Raw genomic sequence first — 12586 nt, 5'->3', positions numbered from 1 at the left:
GGGCGCCCTCCTCAGAAGACCTTCCCCGGGTTCATGATCCCCAGCGGGTCGAACACGGCCTTGATCCCGCGCTGGAGCGCCAGCGAGTCCTCGCCCAGCTCCTCCGCCAGCCAGCGCCGCTTGAGCAGTCCCACGCCGTGCTCGCCCGTGAGCGTGCCGCCGAGGGCCAGGGCCGTGCGGAAGAGCTCCGCGGCGGCGTCCCAGACGTCCTCCCCCACGGGTCCGTCCCCCGCGGGCAGCACGAAGTTCGGATGGAGGTTCCCGTCCCCCGCGTGGGCGACGGTGGGGATGCTGAGCCCCGTCCGCTCCTCGATGCCGCGGATAGCCGCGAACATCGCCGGCAGCGCGGAGCGGGGCACGCAGACGTCCTCGATCAGCACGCGGCCCTCCGCCTCGAGCGCCGGGTGGAAGGCCCGGCGGACGGCCAGCAGAGCCTCGCCCTCGGCCGGGTCCTCGGTCGCCTCGGCGGCGCCCCCGGAGGCGGTCACGATCTCGAGGACGCGCTGCGACTCCTCCGCCGCTCCTCCGCCGTCCGTCTGGACGAGGAGGTAGGCGGCACCGCGGTCCAGGCTCGCTCCGGTGTAGCGCGAGATCGCGGCGAGCGCCGCCTCGTCCATCAGCTCCATCACCGCGGGACGGAGCCGCGCGGCGGTGATCGCGGCGGAGGCGGCGGCCGCGGCGACGACGCTCGGGAAGTACGCGCCGACCGTGACCACGCGCCCGGTCGGGATCGGGCGGAGCTTCACGGTGGCCTCCACGATGACGCCCAGCGTCCCCTCGGAGCCGGTCAGGAGCGCGGTGAGGTCGTACCCGGTGACTCCCTTCACGCTGCGGCGGCCGGTGCGGAGCAGTCGTCCGTCGGGGAGGACGACCGTCAACCCGAGCACCGCTTCCCGGGTCACGCCGTACTTGGCGCACAGCAGCCCCCCGGCGTTCGTCGCGATGTTTCCGCCGATGCTCGAGATCGCGCGACTCGCGGGGTCGGGCGAGAAGACGAGGCCGTGCGGAGCGACGGCGTCCGACAGCGCCTGATTGATGACCCCGGGCTCGACCACCGCCAGCTCGTCCTCGAGCGACACCTCGAGGATGCGGTCCATGGCGGCGGTCGAGAGGACGAGCGCTCCCCCGCTCGCCACTCCCCCGGCAGCGAGGCCCGTTCCCGCTCCGCGCGGCACGACCGGGAGCCGGTGCTCCGTCGCTATGCGCAGCGCCGCCTGCACGTCCTCGACCGAGCGGGCAGCGACGAGCGCGAGCGCGCGACCCGGTGCGGAGAAGCCCGACTTGTCGGTGTGCACGGCCTCGAACCCGGGGCCCTCGGTCAGGAGCGCGTCTCCGAGCGCGTCGCGCAGCTGTCGGAGGATCTCGTGGTCGTGCATGGTTCACTCCGTGCGGTCGCGGGCGGGTCCTGCCGATCCTTCCACGGGCGCGGGGCAGGATGGCGGGATGACCGGAGAGACGCGATGGCCGCGGTGACGAGCGCGGGGATCCTGCTGCACCGCGAGGGCCCCTCCGGCACCGAGGTGTTCCTCGGGCGGATGGGCGGCCCCTTCTGGACCCGGCGCCCCCGCGCGTGGACGATCCCGAAGGGCGTGCACACGGGCGACGAGACGCCGCTGGACGCCGCGCGCCGAGAATTCGAGGAGGAGACCGGCGCTCCTCCGCCCGTCGGGGAGCTGACCCTCCTCGGCGCGTTCCGGCAGAGCGCGGCCAAGACCGTCACGGTCTTCGCCGGGCGCGGACACGCGGACACCGCCTTCGTCACGAGCAACACCTTCGAGCTGGAGTGGCCGCGGGGCTCCGGCGTGCTGCGCAGCTTCCCCGAGCTGGAGGACGCCCGGTGGCACCCGCTCGACGAGGCCCGCTCGCTGGTGGTGGCCGGGCAGGTCGCCGCCCTCGACGCGCTGGCCGAGCTGCTGGCGGATCCGGACGGCGGGGACCGGGCCGGCACCGCCCCCTAGTCCGCGGTCGCGTAGACCCGCAGGCCCAGCGGCACGATCCGCACCACGGCCTCGTCGAATCCGTCGCGGGAGCCGTCGAAGCGCTCGGTCTCGCCGTCGTGCGCCCACTCGGGGTCGTCCCCCGCGGGCCGGCGCGCGCCGACGGTGATCTCCGGCGTCGAGAACGACTCCACCACCGGTGCCCGCCAGCCGGGCACACGGCCGACCACCGGGGTCGCCGTACGGCCGAGCAGGAGCGAGAACGCTCCCCGGGTGCGCGGAGTCCGTCCTGAGTGCAGGATGCGCACGTCGAGGTGGCCGTCATCGAGCCGACGCCGGGCGAGCGGGGCGGCCGTGCGCGGGTGCTCCTGGTTCACCCCGACGAAGTACGACCAGACGAGCTGCGTGCTCCCGTCGCGCCGGAGCTCGAACGGATCGGTGCGCCGCACGACCGAGAGGGCCGCGATCACGGCGGCGAGCGGCTTCCCGATCCGCTTCTCGCGCTTCTCGCGGGCCGCGACGAACTCCGGGTAGACGCCGATCGAGACCGTGTTGAGCACCGTGACCGGGTCTCCCCCGTCCGCGACGACCTCGGCCACGTCGACGTCGCGGCGCTCGCCGATCGTCGCCGCGTCGAGCGCGTCCTGGACGGTGAGCAGGCCCAGCGCCTTCGCGAAGTGGTTCATGGTCCCGCCCGGCAGCACGAGCAGCGTCATCCCCTCGGCGCGGGCGAGAGCGGCACCGACCGACATGGTCCCGTCCCCGCCGTAGATCCCGAGCACCCGGGGCGGAGAGTCCCCCGAGCGCGCCTCGCGCACCACGTCGGCGAGGTCCTCTCCCTCGGTCAGCCGGTGCACGCGCGCCTTCGGGAACCGGGCTCGGACCAGCGGCTCGGGATCGGGGCGGTGCGAGTCCCGGCCCGCGCCGGGGTTGAGGACCACGAGGAGGGCGGCTCCGTCCCCCAGCGGGCTGCGGTCGACGGGGGGCCGGGTCGCGCGCTCCGAGACGGGCACGTGGCGCGGCTCGGCCGGCAGGACGGCTCGGCCGACGACCGCGACCGCCGCGCCGAGCGCCGCGCCGCCGAGGACGTCCGAGAGCCAGTGGACGCCGACGTGCAGGCGGGAGAAGGCCACGGCGGCGGCGAGCGGGGCGACCGCCGCCCCCACTCGGGGCGACTCGAGCGCGACCCCGGCGGCGAAGGCAGCGGCGCTCGCCGCGTGCCCCGAGGGGAAGGACGCCGACGTCGGCACCGTCGCCAGGCGCCGGCCGACCGGGACGTCGACGAGGAGCGGCCGGTCGCCGCCGAACACGCGCTTGCCGACCAGGTTCGCGAGCGCGCTGGCCGCGGCGAGCGAGGCGGTCCCCCGCAGAGCCTCGCGGGGACGGCCCGCCAGGAGCAGCAGAACGCCGATGCCGGCCCAGAGGACTCCGTGGTCCGCGGCCCGGGAGAGCCCCACGAGCGCCCCGTCGACGACGGGCGACGGGCGACGGGCGTTCAGCCGCCGGGCCGCACGAGCGTCCGCCCGGCGCACGACGCGCGGGACGGTGACGAGTCGGCGGAGCAGGACGGACGGGGGTCGGGTTCCGCGGAGGGCCATGCGCTCAGCGTAGGAGGAGGCGCCTCCGCGGTCCCTGGACCGGTCGACGGCGCGCTACACCTCGCCGAAGCCCGACTCGACCAGATCGCCGAGCCGGCCGACCGCCTCGTGGGCCTGCGGCCCCGACGCCGAGAGGACGACCTCGTCCCCGCGGTCGAGCCCCAGCGACATCACGCCGAGCAGGCTCGTGGCGTCCTTGCCGTTCGCGTCGATCCGGGCGTCGAAGGTGGCGGCGAGCGTGACGAAGTCGGCCGCGGGACGGGCGTGCAGGCCGTTCGGGTTGATGAGGCGGACGCGGCGCTGCACGCGCTCGTCACCGGGCGAGGCCTCCTCGGCGGGAGCAGCGAGCGCCTCGCCCCGGGCCGACTCCGCGGCGGCGAGCACCTCGTCCAGCGACGCCCCCGTGCCCGCGGCGACGGCGGCCGCGACCGCCCCCTCCACCAGCGGGGCGTCGGCGATCCGGACCCGGGCGCGCGCGTCGTCGTCGAGGAACTCGACCGCGGTCTCCGCCGTCATGATCGCCGAGCCGAGGTCGCAGAGGACGACGACCCCCTCGCCGGAGTCCGCTTCCGCCAGGGCCGCCGTGATGCGGTCGAAGCTGGTGCCGATGCCGCCGTCGTCCGTCCCGCCCGCGGCGACCAGCGCGACCGAGGCCGCCATCTGCTCCGCGAGCTCGACCAGCCCCTCCGCCAGCTGCGCGCTGTGCGAGACCAGGACCAGCCCGACGCTCACGCCGCCGCCTCGGCTGCTGCGCGGAGCAGGAGAACGGTCGACACGCTGCCGGGATCTCGGTGCCCGATGGCGCGCTCGCCGAGGTAGCTGGCGCGTCCCTTGCGGGCGACCAACGGGTCCGTCGACTCCGCTCCCCTCTGCGCCGCCTCCGCCGCCGCGGCGAGGACGTCGGCCGGAGCCGCTCCCTCCTCGGCGGCGGCCGCGGCCGCGTCGACCGCCGGCGTCCACGCGTCCACCATCGTCTTGTCGCCCACCTCGGCCTTGCCGCGGAGCACGATGCCGTCCCTCGCCGCGGCCAGGAGCGCTGCGACGTCAGCGCCCTCGAGCGCGTCCTCGCCCGCGACCGCGGCGGAGGCCTTCAGGAACGCCGTGCCGAACAGCGGGCCCGAGGCGCCGCCGACGGTGGAGATGAGCGTCGTCGCGACCAGCTTGAGCACGTCCGCCGGGAGCCCCTGCTCCGGCGCCCCGTCCAGCTTCGCGACCACGGCCTGGAAGCCGCGGTCCATGTTCTCGCCGTGGTCCCCGTCGCCGATCGCCCGGTCGAGCGTGATCAGCTCGACCCGGTGCTCCGCGATCGACTCGGCGGCGCGGCGGATCCACGCCGTCGCCCACGCCGCGTCGAGCCCGGCTCCCTGTGCGTCCTGCATGGTCGTCTCCTCCTCATGGGCCGCTCCTGCGGCTGTCGTTCCGGTCATGGTGTGCGCGCGGGCGCTCAGCGTCCCCACCGCAGCGCCGCGGTCTGCACCGGGGAGTCCCACAGCTCGGTCAGGGCGTCGTCGAGCTTGAGGACGGTGAGCGAGAAGCCCTGCATCTCGAGCGACGTCGTGTAGTTGCCGACGAGGCTGCGTGCGACGGTGATCCCCTTCTCGGCCAGCGCCTCGGCTGCGCGGCGGTAGGCGAGGTACAGCTCGATCTGCGGCGTGCCGCCCATGCCGTTCACCAGGAGCAGCACCTCGTCCCCGGAGGAGAACGGCAGGTCCTCCAGGATCGGGCCGAGGATCCGGTCGACGATGCGGTCGGCCGGCTCCAGCGCGATCTTCTCCCGGCCGGGCTCGCCGTGGATGCCGATGCCGATCTCGATCTCGTCCTCGCCCAGCTCGAAGCTCGGCTCGCCCGCGTGCGGGACGATGCACGGCGTGAGGGCGACGCCCATCGAGCGCACGTTGGCGATCACCGTCTCGGCGATCGTCGCGACCTCGTCGAGGGAGTCGCCCCGCTCGGCCGCGGCGCCCGCGATCCGCTCGACCAGCACGGTGCCGGCCACGCCGCGGCGGCCCGCGGTGTAGAGCGAGTCCTTCACCGCGACGTCGTCGTCGACGATCACACTGCGCACCTCGATCCCCTCGGCGCCGGCGAGGTCGGCCGCGGTCTCGAAGTTCAGGACGTCGCCCGTGTAGTTCTTCACGATGTGCAGCACACCCGCACCGCCGTCGACGGCCTGCGTGGCCGCGACGATCGGGTCGGGCGTGGGCGAGGTGAAGACGGGACCGGGGACGGCGGCGTCCAGCATCCCGAATCCGACGAAGCCCGCGTGCAGCGGCTCGTGCCCGCTGCCGCCACCGCTGACGATGCCCACCTTGCCCGAGCGGGGCGCGTCGGCCCGCACCACGAACAGGGGATCCGACACCACCCGGACCAGGTCGGCGTGCGCCAGGCCGAAGCCGGCCACCGACTCCGTGATGACGTTCTTCGGGTCGTTGATGAGCTTCTTCATCGAGGTCTCCTCCAGGATCGGGCCACCACTCGGGCGTCCCGTGACCTGCGGGCGATCCGGCGCGTGGTGGATCGCCGCCCGCACCGTCGCGGACAGCATCCCCACGTTACGCCCTGCGCTCGCGCCTACGGCAGCGGGACGACGGCGCGCTGCGTCTCGCGGACCCACTCCTCGAGCTTGGCCGTGGCGGCCCCGGAGTCGACGGCCTCCGCCGCGCGGTCCATCGACGTCCGCAGGCGCTCCAGGACGGGCGTGCGCACCAGGTCCGGGTCGCGCGCCAGGTCGAACGCCGCGAGGCCTGCGGCCGCGTTCAGAAGGACGATGTCGCGGACGGGGCCGCCGTCTCCCGCGAGCACCGAGCGCACCACGCTCGCGTTGTAGGCGGCGTCGCGGCCGCGCAGGTCGTCGATCCGCGCGCGGGGCAGGCCCAGGTCGCGCGGGTCGAGGTCGTGCTCGACCACGGAGCCGCGCGACACCTCCCAGATGTGGCTGTGACCCGTGGTCGTGAGCTCGTCGAGGCCGTCGTCCCCGCGGAACACCAGAGCCGTCGCCCCGCGCGTCCGGAACACGCCGACGACCAGCGGCACCCGGTCGAGGTGCGCCACCCCGACCGCAGAGGCCTCGGGACGCGCCGGATTGCAGAGCGGGCCGAGGAAGTTGAACACCGTCGGCACGCCCAGCTCGGCGCGCACCGGACCGGCGTGCCGGAAGCCGGGGTGGAAGAGGGACGCGAAGACGAAGGCGATCCCCGTCCGCCGGAACACCTCGGCCACCCGCTCGGGGGAGAGGGAGAGGTCGACCCCGAGTGCCGCGAGCACGTCGGAGGAGCCGGAGGAGGAGGACGCGGCCTTGTTCCCGTGCTTCACGACGGGCGTGCCGGCCGCGGCCGCGATGATCGACGCGGTGGAGGAGATGTTGACGGTCCCGAAGCGGTCCCCGCCGGTCCCGACGATGTCCAGGGCCATCGGGTCCACGTCCAGCGGCACCGCGTGGTCGAGGATCGCGTCGCGGAAGCCGACGATCTCGTCGACGGTCTCGCCCTTCGCCCGGAGGGCCACCAGCAGTCCGGCGAGCTGCGCCGGAGTCGCCGCGCCCTCCATCACCTGCTCCATGGCCCACGTCGCCTCGGAGACGCTCAGATCGGAGGACTCGAGGAGTGCGCTGAGAACGTGCGGCCAGGACAGGGTTTCCGACATGGCTCCCAGATTATGCGACGAGGATCGCCTCCCGGCTAGTGCGACTTCCCTCCCCTGCCATCGGCCATAATGGTCTGTGTGACGAGCACCTCTCTCTCCCCCACGGCCACCGCGCCCGTAGTGAACCGACCCAACCCGGTCGCGGTCGGAACGATCGTCTGGCTGGGCAGCGAGGTCATGTTCTTCGCGGGCCTCTTCGCGATCTACTTCACCCTACGCAGCACCTCTCCCGAGCTCTGGGGCGCCGAGACCCAGATCCTCAACGTCCCCTACGCGGGCGTGAACACGGTGATCCTCGTGGCCTCGTCGTTCAGCTGCCAGTTCGGCGTGTTCGCCGCCGAGCGGCTGCAGCCGCGTGCGACGGGCCTCAGCCCGTTCAAGTGGGGCATGGTCGAGTGGTTCTTCCTCACCTACGCCCTGGGCGCGGTCTTCGTCTCCGGCCAGGTGCTCGAGTACGCGACCCTCGTCTCCGAGGGCGTCACGCTCTCCAGCAACGCCTACGGCTCCGCCTTCTACCTGACGACCGGCTTCCACGCCCTGCACGTCACCGGCGGCCTCATCGCGTTCCTCCTCGTCATCGGCCGCGGCTTCGCGGTCAAGAACTTCGGCCACAAGGAGGCGACGAGCGCCATCGTCGTCTCGTACTACTGGCACTTCGTCGACGTCGTCTGGGTCGGCCTGTTCGCCGTCATCTACTTCCTCAAGTGACGCGCCCGCCGATGCCCCACTCCACTCCCGACCCCCGCAGGAAGGACGCCTCGATGGCCTCCCCGAAGACGAAGAGCCGAGCCAAGAAGGGTCGCCGCCACCCGCTCGCCACCCTGGCCCTGATCGCCATCGGCCTCGGGCTCACCGGCGGGACCTACGCCGCGGTCGGCGTCGCGACGTCCGCCTCCGCGGAGACGTCCTCCACCAGCCAGCAGACGATCGACGAGGGCTCGAAGCTCTTCGCCGCGAACTGCGCCACCTGCCACGGCCTCGACGCCGCGGGCACCGACAACGCGCCCTCCCTCATCGGAGTGGGCGCGGCGTCGGTCGACTTCCAGGTCGGCACCGGCCGCATGCCGATGCAGATGCACGGCCCCCAGGCGCTCGAGAAGCCGGTGCAGTTCACCGACGAGCAGGTCGGCGAGCTCGCCGCCTACGTCGCGTCGCTGGCCCCCGGCCCCGCGATCCCCGAGGGCGAGGTCCTCGACGGACAGGGCGACGCGGCGAACGGCGCCGAGCTGTTCCGCATCAACTGCGCCATGTGCCACAACGTCGCCGGAGCCGGCGGCGCGCTCACCGAGGGCAAGTTCGCTCCCCCGCTGGGCGGCGTGACCGAGGCGCACATCTACGAGGCGATGGTCACCGGCCCGCAGAACATGCCGGTCTTCAACGACCTGAACATCTCGCCCGAGGACAAGCGCGACATCATCTCGTACCTCAAGTACATCGAGGCCAACCCGTCCCCGGGCGGATTCGCGCTCGGCTCCCTCGGGCCGGTCGCGGAGGGCCTGTTCCTCTGGATCTTCGGCCTCGGCGCGATCGTGGCCCTGACGGTGTGGATCACCGCCCGATCCAACTAGACGACTGCAGCGCCCTGACGGGCGCGACTGACCCACGGCACCGACTGGTGCCGACACGGCGTGAAAAGGAGAACCATGGCAGAGCACGATGAGGGTGGCACGGACCTCGCCACCTCGTCGGCCACCGGGCACGGAACGGCTCCGGCCGGCACCGCGGTCGTGGCGCGGGATCGCGTCCAGGACCCGGGCCTCCCGCCGCACCGCCCCCGGATGACCGACCTCGACCCCAAGGTCGAGAAGCGTGCCGAGCGCACGGTGTACACGCTCTTCTACCTCTCCTTCGCGGGCTCGATCTTCGCGGTCGCCGCCTACATGGCGTTCCCGATCACCGAGGACGTCGCGTCGGTCCGGCTGAACACGCTGTTCATCGGCCTGGGCATGTCCCTCGCCCTCCTGGGGATCGGCATCGCCGCCGTCCACTGGGGCAAGCAGCTGATGTCGGACCACGAGGGCATCGACATCCGCCACCCCGTCCGCAGCGCGGAGCCCACCCGCGCCCGTGCGCTCGAGATCTTCGACCAGTCCGACAAGGAGTCCGGCTTCGGCCGCCGCTCCCTCGTCCGGAACAGCCTGATCGCCTCCCTCGTCGTGTTCCCCCTGCCCGCCGTGATCCTGTTCCGGGGCCTCGGCCCGCAGGACCAGAACCCCGTCGCCCTCCTCAAGACCACCCTGTGGGAAGAGGGCACGAGGCTCACCCTGGACCCGTCGGGAGCGCCGATCCTCGCATCGGACGTCACCCTCGGATCCGCCTTCCACGTCATCCCCGAGGGTCTCAACGACGCCGAGGGCAAGCTGGAGGAGAAGGCCAAGGCCGCCGTCCTCCTGATGCGCCTGAAGCCGGAGGACCTCATCGTCAGTGAGGGTCGCGAGACCTGGAACTACGACGGAATCGTCGCCTACTCCAAGATCTGCACGCACGTCGGCTGCCCTGTGGCGCTGTACGAGCAGCAGACCCACCACCTGCTGTGCCCGTGCCACCAGTCGCAATTCGACATCACGCGCGAGGCCGCCGTCATCTTCGGCCCGGCGAAGCGTCCGCTTCCGCAGCTCCCCATCACCGTCGACGCCGAGGGTTACCTGGTCGCCAGAAGCGACTTCACGGAGCCCGTCGGACCGTCCTTCTGGGAGCGATGACTCACATGTCCACCACCACCCCCTCACGCCCCTCCAGCTCCCCCGCGGAGCCCGAGGACGGCGTCATCCTCGGATCCGGCAAGTTCCAGAAGGGGTACGTCGGAGCGGCGTCGAACTACATCGACGAGCGCACGAGCATCTCCGCGGTCGTCAAGGAGTTCGGTCGCAAGATCTTCCCCGACCACTGGTCCTTCCTCCTCGGCGAGGTCGCGCTCTACAGCTTCGTCATCATCCTGCTGTCGGGCACCTTCCTCACCTTCTTCTTCCAGGCCTCGATGGTCGAGACGCACTACGAGGGCAGCTACCTGCCCCTCAAGGGCATCGAGATGTCGGCGGCGATGTCGTCCTCGCTCGACATCTCCTTCGACATCCGCGGCGGCCTGCTGATGCGGCAGATCCACCACTGGGCGGCACTGCTGTTCGTGGCCTCGATCGGCCTGCACATGCTGCGCATCTTCTTCACCGGTGCGTTCCGCAAGCCCCGCGAACTCAACTGGGTCATCGGCTTCGTCCTCTTCATCCTCGCGATGGCCGAGGGCTTCACCGGTTACTCGCTCCCCGACGACCTGCTCTCGGGCAACGGCCTCCGCATCATCGACGGCATGGTCAAGGGCATCCCGATCGTCGGCACCTGGATCTCGTTCCTGCTCTTCGGCGGCGAGTTCCCGGGCACCGACATCGTCGGCCGCCTCTACACGCTGCACATCCTGCTGCTGCCGGCGCTGGTGCTCGCGTTCATCGCCCTGCACCTCGTGTTCGTGGTCGTCCACAAGCACACCCAGTTCCCCGGTGCGGGCAAGACCGAGCAGAACGTCGTCGGATACCCGGTGCTGCCGGTCTACGCCGCGAAGGCCGGTGGATTCTTCTTCATCGTCTTCGGCGTCGTCGTCCTCATCGCCTCGCTGTTCACGATCAACCCGATCTGGAACTACGGCCCGTACGACCCCTCGCCCGTCTCCGCGGGAACCCAGCCCGACTGGTACATCGGCTTCGCCGACGGCGCCCTGCGCCTCGTCCCGCCGGGACTCGAGTGGGCCATCCCGGGCATCGGAACCCTGTCGTTCAACATCCTGATCCCGCTCGTCGGTCTCGGACTGTTCATCGCCGTGGTCATGCTCTACCCGTTCCTCGAGGCGTGGATCACCGGTGACAAGCGCGAGCACCACCTGCTCGACCGCCCGCGCAACGCCGCGACCCGCACCGCGATCGGTGCCGCCGGAGTCAGCTTCTACGCCGTCCTCTGGGCCGCCGCCTCGTCCGACCTCATCGCGACGCACTTCCATCTCACGATGGAGGGCGTGATCCACAGCCTGCAGTTCCTGCTCATCGCGGGTCCGTTCATCGCGTACTTCATCACCAAGCGCATCTGCCTGGCGCTGCAGAAGAAGGACCGCGAGATCGCGCTGCACGGCTTCGAGTCGGGCCGCATCGTCCGCCTCCCCGGCGGCGAATTCATCGAGGTGCACCAGCAGCTCGACGAGTACGAGCGCTGGAAGCTCGTCGGTCAGGACGAGTACGAGCCCCTGATGATCCGTCCGGACTCGCGTGGCCGCATCACCGCCCCGCAGCGCGTCCGCGCCGGCCTCTCCCGCTGGTTCTTCGAGGACCGGATCACCCCCGTCACCCAGAAGGAGCTCGAGAGCTCGCACAGCGAGCACTGATCCTCCCCCGAAGGGCCCGGACGTTCATTCGTCCGGGCCCTTCGTCGTTCCTGCAGCGGGGCGGCGCCTGACTCCTGGAGCGGTGGAGGTCGGCGGTAGACCGGGAGCCGGTGAGACCGGATCACAGCGCCTCGACGGCGACAAGCCGGCAGGAAGGTGGGGCGATACTCCGGACCTCGAGACCTCCGCTCCTTGGATCACGAGACGCCGTCTCACCGCCGAGCTGGAGACGTCCGCTCCCGTCCGGTCATGGAGTGATCCAGCCCCTCTGCGTGCTCGCAGTGTGGTCGTCCGGTGAGGTACTCGGTTCCCTTACACGTCGAGACGCTCCGGATTAGTTCGAGGGCACCCGTCCCCAGCATGCCTATCAGGACTGCCCTCCCCCCACTCTCGGTCGAACCCTCTGCGATCGGCGACGGCGACGCTCGCCGGTGCGACAGAGGAGGCGACCTCCGGACATCGACGACCGTCGCTGTAGCGGCGTCTCAGGCTCCCTGTCGTCGCGCCGACCGGCACACAACCCGTTAGCAGTACCGAGGAGCTCCACGAGCTGCAGGGGCGCGCGCGGTTCCGTCGGGGTGCAGGCTCCACTGGGTTCAGAACGGTGTGCAGAGGTCCGCAGGGCGGCGCAGGCGCCAGAACAGGCGCAGCAGCCCCAGTACAGCCGCAGGCGCAGCAGTATCCGCGATCCGTAGCGCGCCACCGCCGTCGGCACGCCCACAGGCGCACAGGAGAGCCGCCACAGGCGTAGCCCGCTCACCCGCGACCGGAGCAGGAGCCGTCGCAGCGCAGACCCGTAGGGGTGATGACGCGGGCCGACGCTCCTGCTCGGCGCCGCCCGCTGCACTCCCCTGCGAGCTTCCACGTCGCGGGCCGCCGGGATGTGCCCAGACGAGTTCCTCCGCGCAGGACGCCTCGGTGTCCCGCGCGCATGACACCGCGAGAGATTCAGCTCACCTCGTCATCCCTCACTGAGCGGTCCCGGCCCTCACCGGGAGGTCCCGCCTCTCACCGGGAGGCTCGATCCGCCACCGATCGGCGAGTGC

General features: G+C 72.0%; 11 protein-coding genes. 5 read left to right on the top strand and 6 right to left on the bottom strand.

Annotated features, from left to right (window positions below):
• Nucleotides 1-11: 11 nt before the first annotated feature.
• Entirely contained in the window at nucleotides 12-1376 is a 1365-nt protein-coding gene (locus GSU40_RS07070; RefSeq protein WP_160034240.1) for an FAD-linked oxidase C-terminal domain-containing protein, read from the bottom strand.
• An 84-nt stretch (nucleotides 1377-1460) separates the two neighbouring features.
• On the opposite strand from GSU40_RS07070, the gene GSU40_RS07065 reads away from it, so the two are divergent.
• Nucleotides 1461-1958 (top strand): NUDIX domain-containing protein, encoded by a 498-nt coding sequence (locus tag GSU40_RS07065; RefSeq protein ID WP_160034238.1) that lies wholly within the window; start codon nucleotides 1461-1463, stop codon nucleotides 1956-1958.
• On the opposite strand, the gene GSU40_RS07060 is transcribed toward GSU40_RS07065, so the two are convergent.
• The 5 genes from GSU40_RS07060 to trpD form a co-directional block, all read right to left on the bottom strand.
• Nucleotides 1955-3535, bottom strand: a complete 1581-nt coding sequence (locus tag GSU40_RS07060) for a bifunctional phosphatase PAP2/diacylglycerol kinase family protein (RefSeq protein WP_160034236.1) — start codon at nucleotides 3533-3535, stop codon at nucleotides 1955-1957. The genes GSU40_RS07065 and GSU40_RS07060 overlap by 4 nt on opposite strands.
• A 54-nt stretch (nucleotides 3536-3589) precedes the next feature.
• The gene (gene dhaM / locus GSU40_RS07055; protein WP_104225354.1) at nucleotides 3590-4267 is read right to left on the bottom strand and encodes a dihydroxyacetone kinase phosphoryl donor subunit DhaM; all 678 of its coding nucleotides are present in this window, start codon (nucleotides 4265-4267) and stop codon (nucleotides 3590-3592) included.
• Nucleotides 4264-4914: a dihydroxyacetone kinase subunit DhaL gene (dhaL, locus tag GSU40_RS07050; RefSeq protein ID WP_104251072.1), complete on the bottom strand. Its 651-nt coding sequence runs from the start codon at nucleotides 4912-4914 to the stop codon at nucleotides 4264-4266. The genes dhaM and dhaL overlap by 4 nt, the downstream gene beginning before the upstream one ends.
• A gap of 65 nt (nucleotides 4915-4979) precedes the next feature.
• On the bottom strand, nucleotides 4980-5981 hold the full coding sequence (gene dhaK / locus GSU40_RS07045) for a dihydroxyacetone kinase subunit DhaK (RefSeq protein ID WP_160034234.1): 1002 nt from the start codon (nucleotides 5979-5981) through the stop codon (nucleotides 4980-4982).
• A gap of 125 nt (nucleotides 5982-6106) precedes the next feature.
• The gene (trpD, locus tag GSU40_RS07040) at nucleotides 6107-7177 is read right to left on the bottom strand and encodes an anthranilate phosphoribosyltransferase (RefSeq protein WP_104246758.1); all 1071 of its coding nucleotides are present in this window, start codon (nucleotides 7175-7177) and stop codon (nucleotides 6107-6109) included.
• Nucleotides 7178-7246: 69 nt separating this feature from the next.
• On the opposite strand from trpD, the gene GSU40_RS07035 reads away from it, so the two are divergent.
• The 4 genes from GSU40_RS07035 to GSU40_RS07020 all read left to right on the top strand — a co-directional run bounded on the left by GSU40_RS07035 (nucleotide 7247) and on the right by GSU40_RS07020 (nucleotide 11540).
• Complete coding sequence (locus GSU40_RS07035; protein WP_104224647.1) at nucleotides 7247-7885, top strand: heme-copper oxidase subunit III; 639 nt, start codon at nucleotides 7247-7249, stop codon at nucleotides 7883-7885.
• Nucleotides 7886-7938: 53 nt separating this feature from the next.
• Nucleotides 7939-8745, top strand: a complete 807-nt coding sequence (locus GSU40_RS07030) for a c-type cytochrome (protein WP_104224648.1) — start codon at nucleotides 7939-7941, stop codon at nucleotides 8743-8745.
• A gap of 75 nt (nucleotides 8746-8820) precedes the next feature.
• Complete coding sequence (locus GSU40_RS07025) at nucleotides 8821-9879, top strand: Rieske 2Fe-2S domain-containing protein (RefSeq protein ID WP_160034232.1); 1059 nt, start codon at nucleotides 8821-8823, stop codon at nucleotides 9877-9879.
• Nucleotides 9880-9884: 5 nt separating this feature from the next.
• Nucleotides 9885-11540 carry a ubiquinol-cytochrome c reductase cytochrome b subunit gene (locus GSU40_RS07020; RefSeq protein ID WP_104224650.1) on the top strand — a complete coding sequence of 552 codons (1656 nt, stop codon included), beginning with the start codon at nucleotides 9885-9887 and terminating at the stop codon, nucleotides 11538-11540.
• The last annotated feature ends 1046 nt before the right edge of the window (nucleotides 11541-12586 follow it).

Source organism: Rathayibacter sp. VKM Ac-2805 (assembly GCF_009834265.1).
In the GTDB taxonomy this organism is placed as follows: Bacteria; Actinomycetota; Actinomycetes; order Actinomycetales; family Microbacteriaceae; genus Rathayibacter.
The sequence above is the reverse complement of the archived record's forward strand: the minus strand, read 5'-3'. Positions and strand labels throughout refer to the sequence as shown.